Source organism: Paenibacillus sp. LC231 (genome assembly GCF_001860525.1).
Classification (GTDB): domain Bacteria; phylum Bacillota; class Bacilli; order Paenibacillales; family Paenibacillaceae; genus Paenibacillus_AQ.
Map to the genome: position 1 here is coordinate 95782 of NZ_JFOM01000054.1, position 17751 is coordinate 113532.

The 17751-nt window shown below is 51.8% G+C and carries 20 protein-coding genes; 3 read left to right on the forward strand and 17 right to left on the reverse strand.

Annotated elements, in window-relative coordinates; genetic code table 11:
- The first annotated feature begins 39 nt into the window (after positions 1 to 39).
- The 3 genes from AK95_RS29430 to nagA are packed head-to-tail and all read left to right on the forward strand — an operon-like array spanning position 40 to position 2831.
- Positions 40 to 912 (forward strand): MurR/RpiR family transcriptional regulator, encoded by an 873-nt coding sequence (locus tag AK95_RS29430; protein ID WP_071223467.1) that lies wholly within the window; start codon positions 40 to 42, stop codon positions 910 to 912.
- A gap of 6 nt (positions 913 to 918) precedes the next feature.
- Positions 919 to 1647 (forward strand): glucosamine-6-phosphate deaminase, encoded by a 729-nt coding sequence (nagB, locus tag AK95_RS29435; protein ID WP_071223468.1) that lies wholly within the window; start codon positions 919 to 921, stop codon positions 1645 to 1647.
- Complete coding sequence (nagA, locus tag AK95_RS29440; protein ID WP_071223469.1) at positions 1644 to 2831, forward strand: N-acetylglucosamine-6-phosphate deacetylase; 1188 nt, start codon at positions 1644 to 1646, stop codon at positions 2829 to 2831. The genes nagB and nagA overlap by 4 nt, the downstream gene beginning before the upstream one ends.
- A 97-nt stretch (positions 2832 to 2928) precedes the next feature.
- Here nagA and AK95_RS29445 read toward each other — a convergent pair whose 3' ends face one another.
- The 17 genes from AK95_RS29445 to AK95_RS29525 form a co-directional block, all read right to left on the reverse strand.
- The gene (locus AK95_RS29445; protein ID WP_071223470.1) at positions 2929 to 3969 is read right to left on the reverse strand and encodes a YhcN/YlaJ family sporulation lipoprotein; all 1041 of its coding nucleotides are present in this window, start codon (positions 3967 to 3969) and stop codon (positions 2929 to 2931) included.
- A 176-nt stretch (positions 3970 to 4145) separates the two neighbouring features.
- Complete coding sequence (locus tag AK95_RS29450) at positions 4146 to 5105, reverse strand: NAD-dependent epimerase/dehydratase family protein (protein ID WP_071223471.1); 960 nt, start codon at positions 5103 to 5105, stop codon at positions 4146 to 4148.
- Positions 5087 to 5914 carry an SDR family oxidoreductase gene (locus AK95_RS29455; protein WP_071223472.1) on the reverse strand — a complete coding sequence of 276 codons (828 nt, stop codon included), beginning with the start codon at positions 5912 to 5914 and terminating at the stop codon, positions 5087 to 5089. Before AK95_RS29455 ends, AK95_RS29450 begins: the two co-directional genes overlap by 19 nt.
- Complete coding sequence (locus AK95_RS29460; RefSeq protein ID WP_071223473.1) at positions 5911 to 6897, reverse strand: polysaccharide biosynthesis protein; 987 nt, start codon at positions 6895 to 6897, stop codon at positions 5911 to 5913. Before AK95_RS29460 ends, AK95_RS29455 begins: the two co-directional genes overlap by 4 nt.
- Positions 6887 to 7981 carry a non-hydrolyzing UDP-N-acetylglucosamine 2-epimerase gene (gene wecB / locus AK95_RS29465; protein WP_071223474.1) on the reverse strand — a complete coding sequence of 365 codons (1095 nt, stop codon included), beginning with the start codon at positions 7979 to 7981 and terminating at the stop codon, positions 6887 to 6889. The genes AK95_RS29460 and wecB overlap by 11 nt, the downstream gene beginning before the upstream one ends.
- Positions 7982 to 8131: 150 nt before the next feature.
- Positions 8132 to 9532, reverse strand: coding sequence for a glycosyltransferase family 4 protein (locus tag AK95_RS29470; protein ID WP_071223475.1), 1401 nt, complete (start codon positions 9530 to 9532; stop codon positions 8132 to 8134).
- Between the two features lie 149 nt (positions 9533 to 9681).
- Entirely contained in the window at positions 9682 to 10806 is a 1125-nt protein-coding gene (locus AK95_RS29475) for a CgeB family protein (protein ID WP_071223476.1), read from the reverse strand.
- A gap of 49 nt (positions 10807 to 10855) precedes the next feature.
- Positions 10856 to 11947, reverse strand: a complete 1092-nt coding sequence (locus tag AK95_RS29480) for a CgeB family protein (protein WP_071223477.1) — start codon at positions 11945 to 11947, stop codon at positions 10856 to 10858.
- A gap of 203 nt (positions 11948 to 12150) precedes the next feature.
- Positions 12151 to 12459 carry a hypothetical protein gene (locus tag AK95_RS33715; RefSeq protein ID WP_074961975.1) on the reverse strand — a complete coding sequence of 103 codons (309 nt, stop codon included), beginning with the start codon at positions 12457 to 12459 and terminating at the stop codon, positions 12151 to 12153.
- 7 nt (positions 12460 to 12466) lie between these two features.
- The gene (locus AK95_RS29490; RefSeq protein ID WP_071223479.1) at positions 12467 to 12781 is read right to left on the reverse strand and encodes a hypothetical protein; all 315 of its coding nucleotides are present in this window, start codon (positions 12779 to 12781) and stop codon (positions 12467 to 12469) included.
- A complete protein-coding gene (locus AK95_RS29495; protein WP_233354786.1) occupies positions 12781 to 13092 on the reverse strand; it encodes an alpha-helical endospore appendage domain-containing protein in 312 nt (103 codons plus the stop codon). The genes AK95_RS29490 and AK95_RS29495 overlap by 1 nt, the downstream gene beginning before the upstream one ends.
- A gap of 32 nt (positions 13093 to 13124) precedes the next feature.
- Complete coding sequence (locus AK95_RS29500; RefSeq protein WP_071223480.1) at positions 13125 to 13415, reverse strand: nucleoside-diphosphate sugar epimerase; 291 nt, start codon at positions 13413 to 13415, stop codon at positions 13125 to 13127.
- Positions 13416 to 13486: 71 nt separating this feature from the next.
- Positions 13487 to 14218: a glycosyltransferase family A protein gene (locus AK95_RS29505; protein WP_071223481.1), complete on the reverse strand. Its 732-nt coding sequence runs from the start codon at positions 14216 to 14218 to the stop codon at positions 13487 to 13489.
- Complete coding sequence (locus AK95_RS29510) at positions 14215 to 14946, reverse strand: sugar phosphate nucleotidyltransferase (protein WP_071223482.1); 732 nt, start codon at positions 14944 to 14946, stop codon at positions 14215 to 14217. The genes AK95_RS29505 and AK95_RS29510 overlap by 4 nt, the downstream gene beginning before the upstream one ends.
- Complete coding sequence (locus AK95_RS29515; protein ID WP_071223483.1) at positions 14943 to 15704, reverse strand: glycosyltransferase family 2 protein; 762 nt, start codon at positions 15702 to 15704, stop codon at positions 14943 to 14945. Before AK95_RS29515 ends, AK95_RS29510 begins: the two co-directional genes overlap by 4 nt.
- Positions 15701 to 16636: a glycosyltransferase family 2 protein gene (locus AK95_RS29520; RefSeq protein WP_071223484.1), complete on the reverse strand. Its 936-nt coding sequence runs from the start codon at positions 16634 to 16636 to the stop codon at positions 15701 to 15703. Before AK95_RS29520 ends, AK95_RS29515 begins: the two co-directional genes overlap by 4 nt.
- A gap of 145 nt (positions 16637 to 16781) precedes the next feature.
- Positions 16782 to 17639, reverse strand: coding sequence for a glycosyltransferase family 2 protein (locus tag AK95_RS29525; protein ID WP_083397758.1), 858 nt, complete (start codon positions 17637 to 17639; stop codon positions 16782 to 16784).
- Between the last annotated feature and the right edge of the window lie 112 nt (positions 17640 to 17751).

Consider the following 17751-nt stretch of genomic DNA (forward strand, 5'->3'; position numbering starts at 1 on the left):
AGGCAATAAGCTCACCGGGAACCTTGAAGGAGGCTTGTGATGACACCAATCTTGCATATTATTTCTGTCGAAAAGGAAAGTCTGCCCCGTCAGGAACGACGGCTCGCAGAGTTTATTTTGACAGCTCCATCCGAGATTGTGCATATGGGCATTAAAGATCTTGCAGAGCAGTGTGAGGTCAGCGCTGCCACCGTAACCCGTTTTTGTAAGAACTTTCAGTGTAAAGGGTATCCTGATTTTAAGCTCAAGCTCGCCGCCGAGATCGCTCATGCCGAAATGGCCTCACGCACGGGAAATACGCGCTATCAGGATATCGTTGCCGGCAACGCGCTTGCCGGCATCGTCGAGGCGATTGAATCCAATCATCTGACTTCGATACGGGATACGACAGAACTGCTCGATCTGGGTCAGCTGGAGCGAGCCGTGGATGCCCTATGCCGCGCGAAGCGCATTGATCTGTACGGAGTGGCTACCTCTTCCATTGTGGCACAGGACTTCTACCAGAAGCTGATCCGGATCGGCAAAAACTGCACGGCTTTCGCAGATTCGCATATGCAGATCACATCAGCCTCTACCCTGACTTCAAGCGATGTTGCCGTTGCTGTTTCATACTCCGGCGAAACACCGGAGACCATCGATGCGTTGACTTGTGCCAAAGACGCCGGCGCCTTCACGATCAGCATCACGTCGTACCGAAGCAGCGCCATCTCCGCTCTGGCAGACATCACACTGTATTCATCTTCATTAGAGGAAGGAATGCGCCGGGGAGACATGGCTTCGCGTATCGCTCAGCTTCACATTATTGACATCCTGTTCATGGGTATGGCCAGTCGGGACTTCTCTACGTATGTTCCCCGTCTGGAGCAATCATATCTTAATGTTCAAAACTATCGCAAAAGCCGAGGAGGATAATAACCAATGAATATTTACACATTCCGCGATGAAGAACAATTTGTGCAAACAGGCGCTAACCTGATCTCCAGCCTGATTCACACCAATCCGCGCGCTAAGCTGGGACTGGCTACAGGAAGCACACCGGTCGGGCTCTATGCCAAACTGATTGAAATGAATCGTCAGGGCCTGGTCAGCTTCGCCCAGACCACAACATATAATCTGGACGAATATGTAGGCCTTCCCGAGAACCATCCCGAGAGCTACCGCACTTTCATGAATGAGAAGTTCTTCAATCATGTGGACATCCAGATCGAACGGACCCATGTGCCGAACGGAAATGCTGCCGATCCGGAAGCAGAATGCCTGAATTACGATAAAATGCTGGAAGAATTCGGCCCGGTTGATCTCCAGCTTCTCGGCCTTGGACATAACGGACACATCGGTTTTAACGAACCTGGCGAAGCCTTGAGTGGGGGTACGCATGTGGTTGAGCTGCAAGAGAAAACACGCAACGCCAATGCAAGATTCTTCCCTACCCTGGATGATGTTCCAACCCATGCGATTACGATGGGCGTTGCCACGATCTTGAAAGCCCGGCAAATTCTTCTCCTCGTCCGTGGTGAGGATAAAGCGGAAATTGTTCACCGTGCATTGAAAGGACCGATTACCACAGAATGTCCGGCATCGCTGCTTCAATGTCATCCGAATGTGGTTGTCCTTTTGGATCAAGGTGCAGGGAGACTGCTGGTATGAGCGGCGAACGAAAAGAATCTGTCCAATTGCTGTATGGTCAAGTCCTGACGCCAAACGGCATCTGCGAAGATGGCGTGCTGGCGATTCAAGGTGAGAGCATCTCCTACGCCGGTGATGCTTCCGGGCTCCCTGCCGATCTGAAGCAGGCCGCAGCGGAAGTGATCCATCAACCGGATGGGTACATTATTCCCGGTTTTATTGATATCCACGTACATGGGGGTAACGGTGAAGATTTCATGGATGCCTCCAAGGATGTTCTGGATAAAATCACGTCGTTCCACAGCTCCCAGGGAACAACGGCCATGCTTGCTACCACGATGACGGCCCCTAAGGCAGCCATCGACCATGTGCTGCAAGAAGTTAACAACTACCAGAGCCAAGGCATGCCTTACACGAGACTGGTGGGCGTACATCTGGAAGGCCCTTTTATCAGCCCGAAATGGCCCGGCGCACAAAATCCGGAGCATATCGTTCACGCTAATATCGATTGGCTGGAAGAGTGGGTATCCACTTACCCTGGCCTGGTCCGCCAGGTGACGCTCGCACCCGAGCGCGAGGGAGCACTAGAGGCTATCTCTTGGCTGAACACCCACGGGATCGTAGCCGCCTTGGGGCATACAGATGCCACCTATGAGGAAGTCGAAGCCGCCGTTGAAGCAGGTCTTAGCCATGGCGTGCATACGTTCAATGCGATGACAGGACTGCACCATCGCAAGCCTGGCGTGGTGGGCGCGATGCTCAGTGATGATCGCTTAAGCTGCGAGATTATCGCTGACGGTATCCATGTCCACCCCGCAGCCATTCGGATTCTGGCCCGCATGAAGCAAGACGGAAATCTGATTCTGATTACCGACGCGATGTCCGCTACCGGTATGGCTGACGGCGAATATACGATTGGTGACCTGCCGGTTGTTGTCGAGAACGGCATCGCCACGCTCAAGAGCAACCGAGACAGCCTGGCTGGCAGTACGCTGACGATGATCAAAGGCTTTCAGCTGTTGGTCCGAGAGGTTGGGTTAAGCATTGAGCAGGCTTCCCGCGTTGGAAGTCTTAATCCCGCCGCAAAGATCGGCATCGCAGATCTTACAGGCTCTCTTGAAGCCGGCAAGCTTGCCGATGTGCTGATGCTTTCAAATGATCTGGAGCTTCAAGGCGTCTGGATTCAAGGACAACGCAAACATTAATCCTGATTGATTATTACTTATAGCAGACATAGCAAAGGAGCTGCCTTTTTAGGGATGATTTCATTCCTAAAGAGCAGCTCCTTTTGGTATAGAGGTTTTACCGGCTGTTCCGATTACCGCCAAACCAACCGTCATCCGTATCATTCTTCATCAGGTTGCCGCGGGTATCGTTCATGCCGTCACGACCGCCAAGGTTCAGTGGGAACACACGGTTAATCCAGGTGCCGAAATCGCGCGTAAGCGTTCCAACCGTGTTCGCTGCATTACCGTCAGTTCCAAAACGATTGGCATGCTGATAAAAATCCTCATCTGTGGAAACATATACTTGACTGATATGCGGAGCGGTCTTGCGAATTTTGCTCGTAATCTCCTGACGTACATGTTGAGGAACCTCTTCACGATTGTTGCTCATGATACCCATATTATTGTTGTTGTAAGTGCCATAAGGAACGCCATTGATGCCTGTTCCCATATGAGTGTCATTTGTCGTACCGTTCGTTCCGTTAGTACCCATCAGTCCATTCGTGCGTGTTCCGTTTAACGTATTATAATTGCTGCCGCCAAATCCGCCATTGGTTGTCGTTCCGTTTACACCGAAGCCGCGGTTATCGGCATTACGGCCTAAACCTGTTCCAAGACCTGTCGTATTGTCCACAGCACGTCTTGTGTCGTTTGCCATTCCTTGCAGGAGTCCAACGCTGCCTGTACCTGAGGTACCGAAGGTACGGTTTCTGACATTCGTGGTGTTCGTGCCCGTCAGCGTACGGTCAGTGGCACGATTAGCTCCAGTGCTCATACCCGTCACACGACCGTTGATGTTGTTCGTGTTCATGCCATCCCGGGACAGCGATACATACGCATTGCGGTTTGTCACGAATACATGGGCTGTACCTAAACCACTGATATCCGAAACTTTTCTCGACAGCGTTTTGCTGTATTTCAGGTTGGTCAGGTCATGCTGCTGCGTGCTGCGGACGTTCTGGTTGTTCCGTACGGAATTCACACCGATACGGCCATTGTCCACATTGTTCGTGCGTGTCGTGTTGCCGTCGTTGGCGTTACCGCATCCTGCTACTGCAGCCATACTCAGCAGCAATGCCGTGGAGACGGTCAGGTTGAGGGCCTTGGATTTAATCATGATTCATCCTCCATCTCTATAATGAGTGTATTAACATCGTATAGGATGACCTTGCGGCAGAAGTGGTATGCTGAAAGGTTTTAACATGGAAGATTACTGATGATCAAGCCTAATTTTATGGACAAAAAAACACCGATTAGATCACGAACATCCATCGGCGTTTTATTTCATTTTACTTATGAAGTGGAGGACTGCACCTGTATTCTGGCGTCATCCATAATATCGGCAAGCGATTGCTCCAGGACGTATTGCGGGCTCCATCCCAGCGCTTTGAGGAGCCCGGTCCCTTGCTGCCCCCCGGTCCCCTTATTTAACGAATCCAACGAAAGCGAGGCGGATTCAGGTCCCCAATCGATGGGCACCACCGTCCCGGTCTCCTTCAGTAAGCGCTCAGCCAGTTCTCCAAGCGTATGCTCTTTCCCCGAATCGATGGGATACGTCATGCCGGAAGAACCGCTCTTCAGAAGTACGCCGTATGCAGCTACCGCATCCCGAACGTCCAGAAAGTCCCTGGATTCGAATCGGGAACTGATACGGAATAGCGGCAGGCCCCTACCCGCTTCACAGCCTGCAATATACCGGGCAAGCAGCGTGCAGAATCCTGTCGATTCTCCAGGGCCAATCAGATTGGACGGCTCAGCAAGGACGATATGCTGGTTAAACATGCTGTGCCAGGCCGCTGCGGACCAACTGGCAAAGGTTTTGCTAAGGCTGTATGGATGAGGAACCGCGGCCGCGCCTTTTGCGGGATCTACGCTTAGTCTGGATCCAACCATCACCATGCGACTGTCCGGACAATGCTGCCGAACAGCCTCAAGCAGATAGATGGTGCCCATAACATTACTCTCCATATATGAAGCAGGATGCTTCCACGACTCCGAAGCTGAATTTTTTCCGGCTAAATGTAAAATATAATCGGGACGGTTAGTTTGAATAAGTTCATTCACCTGTTCACGGTCCTCCAGGTGACACTCGGCGGAAATGACGCCTTGTATCGAATCCAGCGTTTTCTTATTTCGACCGGCAGCAACGACCGTACAGCCCTGCCGGACGAAATAAGCACAAGCATGTAAGCCGGTAAAACCTGTGGCTCCTGTGATCAGCAGTTTTTTGTTTGTTAATGTTTCTGCTGCCATTCATACATCTCCTTTAACATTTGAGCATAATCCGGGAATGGATAGGTTGCATCGAGTCGCGTGCTGCGCAGCGTCCGATCCTGAACAAACTCATCCGTCGGGACCACAACCACATCGTGTTTCCCCCATATGTCCTTGAACAACAGCAGCAACTCATATTTGCTTACCGGATTCGGGTGTCCGAGATGGATGAGACCTCCCACGTCCTTGTTCATGAAGAATTCGATCGCTTTGGCAAGCTCCAGCGTTGTAACACCGTTCCATAGCACAGCCCGGTAGCCGGAGACCTCGCCTCGCTGCTTCATAAACCAGTTAAACAGGCCGATTCCGCTCTGCCGAATTTCAGGTCCGATGATCGAGGTTCGAATCGTCAAGTGATCCGGATCTTGGACCTCGCCCAGCGCTTTGGTTACCGCATAGGAAGTCACACCATCGGGAAGATCATCTTCCCGATAGCCTCCCTTGGTCCCCAGAAACACGCAATCCGTGCTGATATGAATAAGTCTGGCTGAAATGCTATTCGCTAAATATCGCAACCGATGAGGTAAAAAACCATTGATATGATACGCGTTTATCTTGTCTTCCTCAGCTCGTTGATTCAAGACGCCTACGGCGTTGATGATGATATCGGGCCCAACCGCCTTCACGATATGCTCTACAGCACTCATATCGGTTACATCGAGCACCAGGCCTTGTGAATCGCTTCTGTCCCGGGTCGTATAAAAGACATGATGCTTGCCGGATAACTGAAAGTACTGTACAAGCATATGTCCCGCCATGCCATTTCCCCCGAGAATGAGCATCTTCATGGCAAGAATCCTCCGCGGCGCAGAATATCCCGTATTTCGACCTTCGTCATCAATTGATGCTCCGAGCTGAAGCTGTTGAAAGACACTTTGGGCAGGTGTTGATACCGTTCCTTCAGATCAGGAATATCTAAAGTCGGTAAAATGACCAAATATTCGTCATCGTAAACAACGGTTGTCTGGCTTTCAAAATCACTCATGAGTATTTCATGAATCTTCTCTCCCGGTCGAATTCCGGTTTCAACCACTGTGACATCGTTTCTCCCGGAAGCCTCTATAAGCACTTCCGCCAAATCCACGATGCGGCAGGTCGGCATCGTCATAACGAAGATTTCGCCGCCTATGCTTTCAATCGACGCTTTGAACAGCAAGGAGATTGCATCCTTCAAGGTCAGGAAGAAACGGGTCATGTTGTGATCGGTAATGCTGATCTGTCCCTTTTGCCGAATCTGATTCTTGAATACATGAACGACGCTCCCGTTCGTTCCGAGAACATTGCCGCCCCGCACGCAAACGAATTTGGTGTGATTACTCAACAGATTAGCATACACAATCAGCTTTTCGCCAATCGCCTTGGTCATGCCGTAAAAGTTGGATGGATTTGCAGCTTTATCCGTTGAAATATATATCACTTTTTTTACTTGGTTTTCAATGGCTGCTTCAATGACATGCTGCGTGCCTACAACATTGGTTTTCAGAGCTTCATAGGGATGCTCCTCACATACAGGTACATGTTTCAGCGCCGCAAGATGAAAGACGTAATCGACATCCTGGCAGGCTGCCGTAAGAGCTTCCTTGTCGCGGATGTCCCCAATTCGGAAAGTGAGTCTCGGATCTTCAAACTCACGGTCCATGGCCACTTGCGTAGCCTCGCTTCTGGAATAGACGATGACCTGCTTAGGATTTAGCGGCAGTAGCTGGCTGATCAGTTCATGTCCCCAAGAGCCTGTGCCGCCAGTCACCAAAATCCGTTGATTAGTGAACATTCACTTTCCCTCCAAGCACATATTTTACGACGGTACGCGACACATTGTCCGCCAAGTATCCGTCCGGGCACTTCCAGTCGCGACTCAATTGAGTCATCAATTTGACCGCTCCATGGATCCGGTCGGCACTCAAGCCGGATACGATGTTACTTCCGCAATCCACAGTCTCCGGTCGCTCCGTCGTCCGCCGAACCGTTACTGTGGGTACGTGCATGATGCAGCATTCCTCTTGTACCGTGCCGCTGTCGGTGATGGCACACAGCGCATCCTTCTCGAGCCTCACAAAATCAAAAAAGCCAAACGGCTCGTGGAATTCAATGAGCGGATGGAGACTAACCTCCTTCGCCCCTTCAAGGCGCGAAGCCGTCCGGGGATGAAGGCTGCATATGAGCCGGTGTCCGAACGTTTCCGCAACCGCGTTTAACCCATTTAAAATTTCCTTTAAATTCTCAGGTCGATCCACATTCTCGGAGCGGTGTATCGTGACCAGAAAATATTGCTGAGGCGACAAGGACAGCTGCTCCATGATCCGGCTTTGATTGACCTGAGTTTCATAATGCTTCATGACTTCATAGATCGGGTTCCCTGTCAGAACGATACGCTGACTCGGCACACCCTCGCGAAGCAGGTGATTCTTGCTGTAGCTCGTATAAGGCATATTGATGGAGGATACCGCATCAATGACTTTGCGGTTCTTCTCTTCAGGCACATCAAGATCAAAGCAGCGGTTCCCCGCTTCCATATGCACCACGGGATATCCCAGACGCTCAGCCAGCACAGCGCAAAGCGCGCTGTTTGTATCGCCTAGCAGCAGAACGGTATCGGGCTTCTCCTGCTCCAAGATTTCTTCCATACGGCTGAACATGACCGACAGCTGGCCTCCGAGCGTTGCCTGACGGTCCTGAAGGACGTAATCCGGACTGCGGAGCCCCATCTCCGAGAAGAACACCCCGCTTAAGGTATTCGTGAAATTTTGCCCTGTATGCACGAGCACATGCCTCGTTGCATACTGGTCTAATAGAGGAATGATCAAGCTTAATCGGATAATTTCGGGCCTCGTACCCAAGATTGTCATGACTTTCATATCGGATTCTCCCTTGCCAAGTTAATCACAGATCCGAAGGCGATCTTTCCGCAGCACGACCATTCTTCCCGTATTCGTGAGGAGGCAGAGTGGATGCATACCTGCTTTTCAATGTCTCAGCCTGAGGACCGCTCTGCCTTTCCTCTCGTCTTATGCCTTCCGTCGCCTTGCGGACGTTCTGCGTTGTCTAGGCTTTGATGCCCGTCGCCTGGTCGGTTTTCCTTCTGTTCTTCTGGTTCTCGTGCGAGGGATTATTCGGCGCAGTCCGGCTTTTCCGCGTTTCTTCCGGATCCGCTTACGCTGTTTATGCCGTCTCGTCGGAGCAGCCCGGTGCTTCGCCGTTCTTGCCGTCGCCTGGAACCACTCAGGATGCTCATTCATCCACCGGGAAACCATTTCGTTCACTCGTACCTGGTACATCGCAGGACCATAAACAGCCTGTGCTTGCATCCGGTTCTGCATTCCCAAGGAAACTCCCTGATCCGGCTGATCCAGTATGGACCTTACTTTCTCCACCAGAGAGGCCGTACTTCCTGGGTCGGCTAGCAGATGCGGACAGCCGGCAGCTGTCAACACTTCCTGGAGTCCTCCTGAGGCATAGGCAACAACCGGTTTTCCGTACATCAGGCCCTCCAGTGCCGTCAACCCGAATCCCTCCGGTACTACACTCGGTACAACAACAACATCGAGTGCACAGTACACCTGTGTGATATCATCCTGGGTACCGGCGAATATGAATCGGTGCTGAGCTCCGGACCAAGCAATTCGATCGCGGCACAGCCTCTCATAGTCCAGGTCCAGCACGCTGCCAACAATGAGGAAGACCGCGTCCGGATAGGCATCCTTGAGCGAAAGCGCCATGTCGATGAAATGATGGACCCCTTTGCTCTCGATCAGAAACGACGAGATCATTCCAATTACGGGTCTGTTCGATGTGATCCCAAGCTTCTCCCGGTAGGAGGCCCTCCATCCCGGCCATGCTTCCGGCTGAATGTCAGACTCGCTCCAGGATGGAGGAAGAACCGTCATCTTCGACTGCCTCACTTCCGGCGGGAAGCTCTCGGCTACCGATTCGGAAATACTGATGATCCAACTGCTGTACTGATGGATTAACGAAGTGGAGAAATGGGCATACCCGTTATCCGTAATTTTTTCTGTCAGCTGCCACAGCACGGGAATCCCGAGTCGTTTTCCGGCAGCCGCCGGCATAAAATGCACGCAGGTATTGATAAGGATCACCTGAGGTCCTTCATTTGCTATCCATTTTGTCAAAGCACGGAATACATTTGTTGTCATTAACTTATCCGCTTCGTTCATTAGCTGGGCACCAGGTGTATAGATACTGTGGAGCAATGGGATTTTGTAGATTTTGACCATAATCCCGGATTGTCTGGCCAGCATGGTCAGCCGGCCTTCATTCGGTGCAACCAGAACACAATCGAAGTATGGAGCTAACTGCCCGCAGAAGAACAGAAGCAGCTTTTCCGCTCCCGTAATGCTTGAAGGATTGGATACGTGTGAAAAAATCAACATTTTCGGTTTAAGGGCCATCGGTATCGTCCGCATCTTCAGTAACCGTGATTCTCGCAGTACCGGATGCGATCCACCTCCTTTTCACCCAGTTGGTACAATATATTAGGGAGACAAAGATACCGCAACGACGCTTGTTCCCCCAACATTCATCTATTTCTGAATATCGATCAAGGGAAGATGACCGAGAACATCGTGTTCAGCCGATGTGCATAGGTATGCTCCTGAAACGTTCTCTCCAGCGCACGATGGGCGATATCTTTACGCAGTTGGTCATTCGTAAGATAATACTCAATCTTCTCCAGCAGTTCACCAGGCGATCGGTATGTCTCAATCTCCACACCCGGCGTGTAAAAGCGTGCCAGATCCGCGCGCTCATCACAGAGTTGAAGCGTACCGCAGGCACTGATCTCAAACGTACGAGGGTTTGGGGAAGCCGCAGGAATATGACCTCTATTTTGATTAATGTCGTCGTCATCTACCGCACGGTGCAGATTGATGATAATCTTGGCACTGTTGTATACGTCTGCCGTTTCCGCGGGGCCCATCCACTTGTTGACCTCGATTCGGTTGTTATATCGCCCATACCCAGGGAATCGTTCCCACCAATTTCCGTTAATAAATGTACGGTGCGCCATCAGTTGATCCATAATGGGCTCAAAGAACTGAATCCGCTTCGGGTAGGCTGTACCGACAAAACTGATATCGCGGGTTGCCGCTCCAGGTTTGACGATCGGACGATAATGGCCGGGAAATGCAGCGAATGGCAAATAATGAACCTGAGCGCAGCCCAAGTTCTGATAATGAGCCACACAGTTAAACTCCAGCGTAAACACATAATCATAGTGATGAACCCAGCCTATGGTCATATCGGTATAATACGGATCGTCGGTCATCCATACGGCTGTCCGAATCCCCATGGCCCGAACGGCATCCATCTGTTCCACAGGAAGATACATGCCGTCCAGCACCAGCACCAGATCCGGCCTGGTGCGGCTTGCTTCCGCTGCTACATCCTGCTTCGCATCCGTCAGCGAAAGCTGACGTACCATGCCATGCAGCGTGCCAATAATCGCCTCGTCAATCGGCGAATAGGGAAATCCTTTTCCCGAGCTGACAAACAAGACATGGATATCCCGCACAGGCGGGGTGTATACAATCCGGTTGACGATGCCTTGTGATTTCCCCCGGAAGTACCCTTCATCGTATCCCGCTTGAAGACCGGCATTCCTGCCTTGCCCGTATGCATCGGATACGGCGGACCGACGTGGTCCTGTAACTAAACTTCTAGCCATCCGCTTCGCTCCTCCCTGATATTTGCTTGAACGAAAAACAAAGTCCGTCTTATCGATTGGCTTCGATCAAAGTCAGAAGTTCCGGCAGTCGGTGAACATACGTATGTCTTGTCATCGTTGTCTGAAGCGCCCGCTGCGCTATACTTCTGCGCTGATCCTCTTGAGAGAGATAATAGGAAATCTTATGTTTCAATTCCGGAACGGAGCCAAAGGTTTCGATGTCGATTCCTGGCGTATAATACTGGCTCAGATCCTCACGGATATCCGTGATCTGCAGCGTACCGCAAGCATTGATCTCAAAGGTGCGCGGGTTGATCGAACGTCCCGGATAATTCAGGCTGTTGCGGTTATCGTCACCGCTTTGTGTGGGCCGGTGCAGGTTGATCACAATTTTGGCGCCGTTGTAGAATTTCACGGTTTCAGCAGGCGGAATGAAGCCGCTGTACACAAACGGAGAGAGTTCTTTATAACGGGCGAGTCGTTCCCAGTAGCCTCCCATAATACGAACCTGCTTCCCTTTCAAGAACGGTGCTAATTCATCAAACAGTGCCGCACGGTTGCGGAACGCGTTACCGATGAAACAAATGTCAGAACGATATGCCGGCCCTGCCATCGTAGGGGTGAATAGTTCCGGATGAACGCCTAGCGGAAGATAATGCACTTCCTTCACCCCGACGCTTTGATACAATGAAACACAGCTCAGCTCGTGCGTGAACACAACATCAAAGTGCTGTGCCAATCCCGGCGTCTCCTCCGTAAAATAAGGATCATCCACAAACCAAATGGCCGTCCGGAAGCCGAGGTTCCGGAGCTGATTCATCGAATGGCGAAACCCCTCCGGAAATACGTGCAAGCCGTTCATCACCAGAATGATATCCGGCTTTTGCTGCAGCGCTACCTCCACCACTTGTTCCGGCGTCACCACGATACATTCCCGAACGATTCGGCCAAGTCCCTTGACTACCCCTTCATCAATGGACTCAAATCCTTGAGGGACATACAGAATTTTCAGATTGAAATATGGCGAGGGCTCGACTGGAATACGTTCCATCAGCGCACGGCACCCCCCCAAACGGTAACCTTCACTGTAACCTGCCTGGTAGCCCTCCTTCTGACCTGTAAGAAACGATAAGCTCACCATCTTCACCCTGTCTCTTATGGGATTTACAAAGGTTCATATAACTATATGCCAAGAGGACGAATGCATCATGGACGATTGTCCCTTGAACCGGGAATTTGGCGTATGCCCTTACGTATCGCCCCCTTGGAAACGGCAAGTGAAAATAAAAAAAGAGCGGTCCTTCACGGATTCGAAACCTTCCGTGAGAGCCGCCCTGTCCGCCTTCATACAGGTGCAGGAGGGATTTGCCCGTCTTCATAACCCTTCGCAAATCCCGATTTAAATCCTTCGTCATATGCCTGACTATAGCCTTGGTTATACGCCTGGGATGAGGCGGGATAGAAAACGCGCCCTCCTCTTCGTAAACGATAGCGGCCTCGAATCCCGCGGCGTTTACGCAAACTCAAGTTTCCGCCACGACGCCGTCTTGCACCTTTAACAATCTTTAAGCGTCTTACTGCCAAGGACAATCTCTTGCTGCCGGCACGGCGTGCACGTCCGCTCTTTCGCAAGCCCTTTATTTTTACTTTCATCCTGTCATTAACCTCCCAAGTGCGTGGTTTGTTCCTGGTCTGCTGTACCGTGGCTTGCAATCCTTCCGGCTGCAAGCCATGGGGAAGAAGGAGACCCCCGTTTCGTTCGGTTCCGCGGTATGCCTGTCAGCATCTCCGTCATAACTGACTGGTAACCGGTTAATAGCCGGATATTCTCAGCAAGCCTTTTCGCTGTCACGTCGGAATGGGCCGAGACTTCGGCGATATTCTCCAAAATGCCGGCCAATGCCTCCTGGCTTCTGGCGATAGATGATATCATGGCTACCCTTGCTTCATGTTCCCGGTGGGTGCGTGTAATCATCAATCCGAATCTCCAAAATCAAATTCATCAAAACCTCCGCTTGACGCCTGATCATCGGTACCTAAAGCCACACGCAGATTCCGGCAGAGCCCTGATCCGATTCGGGTCAGTCCTTCAATCTGCTCCACGATTTGCTCATGCATCACCAACGAATCCTTCAATCCGCCGGTAGAGGGATCCTGCGAAAGCACCCACTCGCGAACTTTTTCAGCTTCGACAGCCTTCCCTTCCAGGATCAGGGAGGTCTCGCGCTGAATGGCTACGGCTGCTTCCAGCATTCGCATCAAAGACTCTTCTTTGCTCACCTGCATTCCCGCCTCTGTCATCCGGTAAGATTACCGGGTTATTCTTCCTCTTGGTCTCTCATTTCCTTTAACACGATCTCCAGGCTATCTGCTGCGGTTTGCTGCAGATCCGCCATGGCATTCAAATAAGACACGATGCTGCGATTGATCTGGGTCGTCTGTCCTCCTGATGATTTCGGTCCTTCTGCAAGCTGAAATTCATATTCAGGAAGAGAATGTATAATTTGAGCCATGCGAACAGCAGCATGGCGCTGAGCTTCCAAAATCCGGGCCAGCTGCTGTTGAGAATGCGAAAGATGCGCTATCATATCATCGATTTTGCTCTCCACGTCGGTACTCCCCTTCACTCTTCTATCAGTTCAGCATATGCGGAAAACGGATTCTCCGTGCAACAATCAAATCATATCTTCCCGCTTGCAAATAGCGGTGATGCCTCTATCTGTAATCTTTGTTCCGCGGGTATCCGTTCAAGCCATCTGTGCATATGATCTTCCGCGGAAAGGATCTCTTCCGTCCACATTCCGATCTCTGCCGGGAGCGAACGTCTGAACAGCAAACAGCTCAATGGACTGGACGAGGAACTCGGCAGAGCTGACTTCTCCTCATCTACTAATGCAGCTCCTAAATCCGATACTGCAGAACTGGCGTAGACCATTTTTACACCAGGTTCACGCTCAAACTCGCACATCAGAACCCCAAGCCAGTTATCCATATGTGGAGGATCGTTGGCCAATATGACGATATACTCGCCAAGTGAAGCAGAAATCGCCTTATTCACAACGGCGGCTAGATGATCTCCGCTATTCCCCTTGATGTGACGCACGACTCCTCTTCGATCATGAATATACCGCCTCGTATTCGCTGTGGCGCCAGCATCGGCAACAAGCACCTCATAGAGATGGGGAGTCATTGTCTCAATATGCTGTATGACTTGAACCGCTGCATCATGCTGAGAATCCGCAGGGATAATAATGCTCGTTCCTTCGAACACGCTGCCCCTGTCCTCCTGCCCAAGCCTTAGCCCGAGAGCATAACCGGCCTCATAACCGGCTCGATAATGCTCGCCCGATACTCCCCCATCTCGCTGCTCTCCGGTATGGCCTGCAGCCCGAACTGCACGCCGTTTTTTCATGGCAATTCATCCTTCATATGCACAGCCGCCTCCTGCAACGATTCAAAAGTGCCGGCATCGCACCACCACTGCTGCAGGATGTCATACATTAATGACCCGTTGGCTGCGTACAGATTGTTGACATCGGTAATCTCCAATTCCCCTCGTTCTGACGGACTGATTCGGCTGATGATATCAAATACGCTATGGTCATACATATATATTCCCGTCACCGCATGACGGCTCCGGGGATTTACGGGTTTTTCCTCAATGAAAAGCAATTTCCCGCTGCCATCCTCCGCAAATACAGGTACGCCATACCGATGGGGGCTATCCGTAGGACTAAGCAGTACCATTGCCGTACCGGAAGGCTGCTGTACATAATGCTGAATGAACGGCTTTAAATCATCCTGAAACAGGTTATCCCCCAGCAGAACAACGAATTTTTCACCGTGAGGTATAAATCCTTTCGCCAGCTCCAATGCCTCCGCAATTCCGCCTGCCTGCTCCTGCACCTTATAGGTCAAATTGACACCAAAGCTCCGTCCGTTCTCCAAATATTCGGCGTACAGGCCAACCGATTTGGAGCCGGTAATCAATAAAATGTCATCGATGCCCGCCTGATGCAGCTTGTGGATTCCATATGCAATCATCGGATGCTTTCCTACCGGAAGCAGGTGCTTATTCATATATTTCGTCAGCGGAAGTAGTCGGGTGCCGTTCCCCCCTGCCAGCAATACGCCCTTCATGATGCGTCACCTCTCTCCTCGATGAATTGTAATGGGTCTACATTCCACTTCTCTACAAACCGTCTCCGGTTCCGTTCAATCAACTCCTGGAATCCGCTCGGGAACCGGGTTCGGAAGCTTGCACTCCCTTCATGGTGCACCAGCACATTCCCTGCCACCACCAGCTTGAACCCTGCAAGGCGAGCGCGATAGCAGTAATCATCATCCTCATAGTGTCCGGGCGAGAACATCTCATCCAGGTATCCCACCCGATCCATAACCGTGCGCTTAAACAAATAGCATAACCCCACGATACGATTCACTTCGTGCCACAGCGCCGCATTCGGTACATTCCAGCGTTCTGCCTCCTGGATGTAGCCTGCTCTGTCCGTATAACCTACCTTTACCTGCTGGATACCGCTTGCGTAATTCGTTACAGGCCCCACGACCCCGATCTCCTCCTGGCTGTATAACGCTTCTTGCAATAACGTCAGCCACCGCGGTGAAACAAAAACATCATTGTTCAGCAGCAATAATTGATCTCCCAAGGCCAACCGAAGTCCATGGTTACACGCGATGGGGAAGCCGGTGTTTTCCGGCAGTGAGACAAGCAAAAGCCCTTCCCGTACACAATATTCACCGGTTCCATCCCGCGAGCCATTGTCCACCACAATAATCTCGTAGGGGACATCGGTATATGCCCGGATATGCTCCACACAGGTACGGAGCAGATGCAGTCCGTTATACGTGGGAATAATAATACTCGTTAGTCCGCTCATAGGCTGTTCCTCCGTAAGGCTAATTCCGTCCGTGACACCTGTCCCCATTGAAGGCGCCCGCCAAGGTTTTTCATCGTATCTCCCAGGGCTTCGATATGATCGCCAATGATCAGCTTTGCCACTGGATTGTCCTTGCCGCGATTCGTCTTCCTTCGCCGGTTTACGCTCAAAACATCCACGGTCTGCACCGCTTCAATCCGAAGCCCCTGTCTTATGGCCAACGTCTGGGCTCTGGGAGGGACTGAAAGATTTGCATAACCGATACTCTCCAGCGCCTGCCTTGTCATCGCATGGGGAACAGCTGTTAGCGAATTGGCCTCCAGATCGTCACGTCCCAGCATGCGGTTGAGAAATGTTTTGCAGCGGGTAACTTCATCTTGGCGGCCAAATTCCGGCAGCAATGGCATGATATCATTCAATGCCACATCCACTCCGCGATCTGCCGCAACCAGATAGGAACTCAGCTTCTCCGCAGGCACCGGCATATCCCCGTCCATGAACAGAACGATGTCCCCGGTGCTCATCTTCGCTCCCAAGGCACGGGCCACATCATGCCCCAGCCGCTCGGGAATGTGAATCACCGTAACCCCTTCAAATGCACGCGCTGCCGCGTACGTATGATCATGGCTCCCATTCTCGACAACGATGATTTCATGTAATGGAAGCCGCTTTAGCTCTCGCAGCACCATCGGAATGGAACCCGCTTCGTTGCAGGCGGACACGATAACGGAAGCACGCCCGTTCAGAGGCGGCAGCAGCGGTGCCGGAATCGACTGCCTGGAACCTCTGGCGTATCCTCGTCGGAACGCTTCCGCTACCCCTGGCAGGACGTGACAGAGCTGGTGATGTGGGATTCCGCTGGAAGCCAGCCATTGACCCAAGGCCGTGGATGCATCCCTTTTGGAGGCCGCTCCTCGTCTTCTCCCGGACATACCTCCTGCACTCAGTGCGAGCCGTTCCCAACGGCTGCTCCGTGTTAAACGGTATGCCACCACCCGTGAGGAACCTTTCCTTAAACGTCTTCGGCCTTTAGATCCTGATCGACTTATTTTTTTATGAATCCGTCTTTGCACGTGCTCACCTCACCACGCTCCGTCTTCGTCCACCATCGTGATATCCGCCCCGGATACCACGCTCTGCAATCACGGCTTCCAGTGCTTCCAAATGATCGCCAAGCACCAGCATTTCCAGCGGATCTCCGCCCGGGATTCGACCGGGATTCAAGCGTCCAACCTCCACGCGGTAGACCGCCTCTACACGCAGCCCCCGGTTGACCGCAGCCGCTTGCGCTTTCGGCGGAATGGACAGCTCACTTGCACCGATTGTCTCCAGCGCCCGACGGCTTAAGGCATGCGGTACAGCTGTCATGGACGCGCCCCGCAAATCAGATCTTCCCAGCATCGAATTTAATGTATATTTCGCAAGAATAACCCGGTGAACCGGCTGCCGATCGATAGGACCGGTATAATCGTTCAAGGCCACATCAACGCCGGATTGAACCGCCTGCACGAAAGGCCTTAACTCACCGGAGGGAATAACCATATCGCTGTCTGTAAAAAGAAGAATTCGTCCTTTAGCTGCTTCTGCGCCCACACTTCGTCCCACATCGTGTCCCAGCGGCTCCGCAAAAGACAACACCTTGGCTCCCATCCGTTCTGCGACAGCTGCGGTCTGATCCTTACACCCGTTCGCAACAACGATTACCTCGGTTTCGGGATGAACCGCCCGCGCTTCTGCTATGACCGCGGAAATCTTACCGGCTTCATTCATAGCGGGAATAATGACAGACACGCAAGGATGGGGGTGATTCTCCCGTGGGATCTGTGGCTCCATAGGACGGTAGGTGGTAGGAATAGCGGGTGGCTGCAACGATTCCCTGGAAGGACGCCGAGAAACCGGCCTTCTTCGGGGCCTTAACCGCTGCATTTTGCGCATACTTGCACTCCTCCTCCCTTGTAACGGTCACTTGCTCCTTGGCAATCTATCCTATTGTATGTTTGCTCTTCTTCATCGTAACGGCATATGTACGGTTACGCCCCAACGCTTA

What these genes read in the sequence shown, in the direction of transcription:
- AK95_RS29505 (WP_071223481.1), bottom strand. Translation starts at nt 14,218, where the DNA reads ATGAAAAAACGGCGTGCAGTTCGGGCTGCAGGCCATACCGGAGAGCAG.
- AK95_RS33715 (WP_074961975.1), bottom strand. Translation starts at nt 12,459, where the DNA reads ATGAAAGTAAAAATAAAGGGCTTGCGAAAGAGCGGACGTGCACGCCGT.
- AK95_RS29490 (WP_071223479.1), bottom strand. Translation starts at nt 12,781, where the DNA reads ATGATTACACGCACCCACCGGGAACATGAAGCAAGGGTAGCCATGATA.
- AK95_RS29470 (WP_071223475.1), bottom strand. Translation starts at nt 9,532, where the DNA reads ATGGCCCTTAAACCGAAAATGTTGATTTTTTCACACGTATCCAATCCT.
- AK95_RS29430 (WP_071223467.1), top strand. Translation starts at nt 40, where the DNA reads ATGACACCAATCTTGCATATTATTTCTGTCGAAAAGGAAAGTCTGCCC.
- AK95_RS29455 (WP_071223472.1), bottom strand. Translation starts at nt 5,914, where the DNA reads ATGAAGATGCTCATTCTCGGGGGAAATGGCATGGCGGGACATATGCTT.
- nagB (WP_071223468.1), top strand. Translation starts at nt 919, where the DNA reads ATGAATATTTACACATTCCGCGATGAAGAACAATTTGTGCAAACAGGC.
- AK95_RS29475 (WP_071223476.1), bottom strand. Translation starts at nt 10,806, where the DNA reads ATGGCTAGAAGTTTAGTTACAGGACCACGTCGGTCCGCCGTATCCGAT.
- AK95_RS29510 (WP_071223482.1), bottom strand. Translation starts at nt 14,946, where the DNA reads ATGAAGGGCGTATTGCTGGCAGGGGGGAACGGCACCCGACTACTTCCG.
- AK95_RS29445 (WP_071223470.1), bottom strand. Translation starts at nt 3,969, where the DNA reads ATGATTAAATCCAAGGCCCTCAACCTGACCGTCTCCACGGCATTGCTG.
- AK95_RS29450 (WP_071223471.1), bottom strand. Translation starts at nt 5,105, where the DNA reads ATGGCAGCAGAAACATTAACAAACAAAAAACTGCTGATCACAGGAGCC.
- AK95_RS29495 (WP_233354786.1), bottom strand. Translation starts at nt 13,092, where the DNA reads ATGCAGGTGAGCAAAGAAGAGTCTTTGATGCGAATGCTGGAAGCAGCC.
- nagA (WP_071223469.1), top strand. Translation starts at nt 1,644, where the DNA reads ATGAGCGGCGAACGAAAAGAATCTGTCCAATTGCTGTATGGTCAAGTC.
- wecB (WP_071223474.1), bottom strand. Translation starts at nt 7,981, where the DNA reads ATGAAAGTCATGACAATCTTGGGTACGAGGCCCGAAATTATCCGATTA.
- AK95_RS29460 (WP_071223473.1), bottom strand. Translation starts at nt 6,897, where the DNA reads ATGTTCACTAATCAACGGATTTTGGTGACTGGCGGCACAGGCTCTTGG.
- AK95_RS29520 (WP_071223484.1), bottom strand. Translation starts at nt 16,636, where the DNA reads ATGTCCGGGAGAAGACGAGGAGCGGCCTCCAAAAGGGATGCATCCACG.
- AK95_RS29515 (WP_071223483.1), bottom strand. Translation starts at nt 15,704, where the DNA reads ATGAGCGGACTAACGAGTATTATTATTCCCACGTATAACGGACTGCAT.
- AK95_RS29480 (WP_071223477.1), bottom strand. Translation starts at nt 11,947, where the DNA reads ATGGTGAGCTTATCGTTTCTTACAGGTCAGAAGGAGGGCTACCAGGCA.
- AK95_RS29525 (WP_083397758.1), bottom strand. Translation starts at nt 17,639, where the DNA reads ATGCGCAAAATGCAGCGGTTAAGGCCCCGAAGAAGGCCGGTTTCTCGG.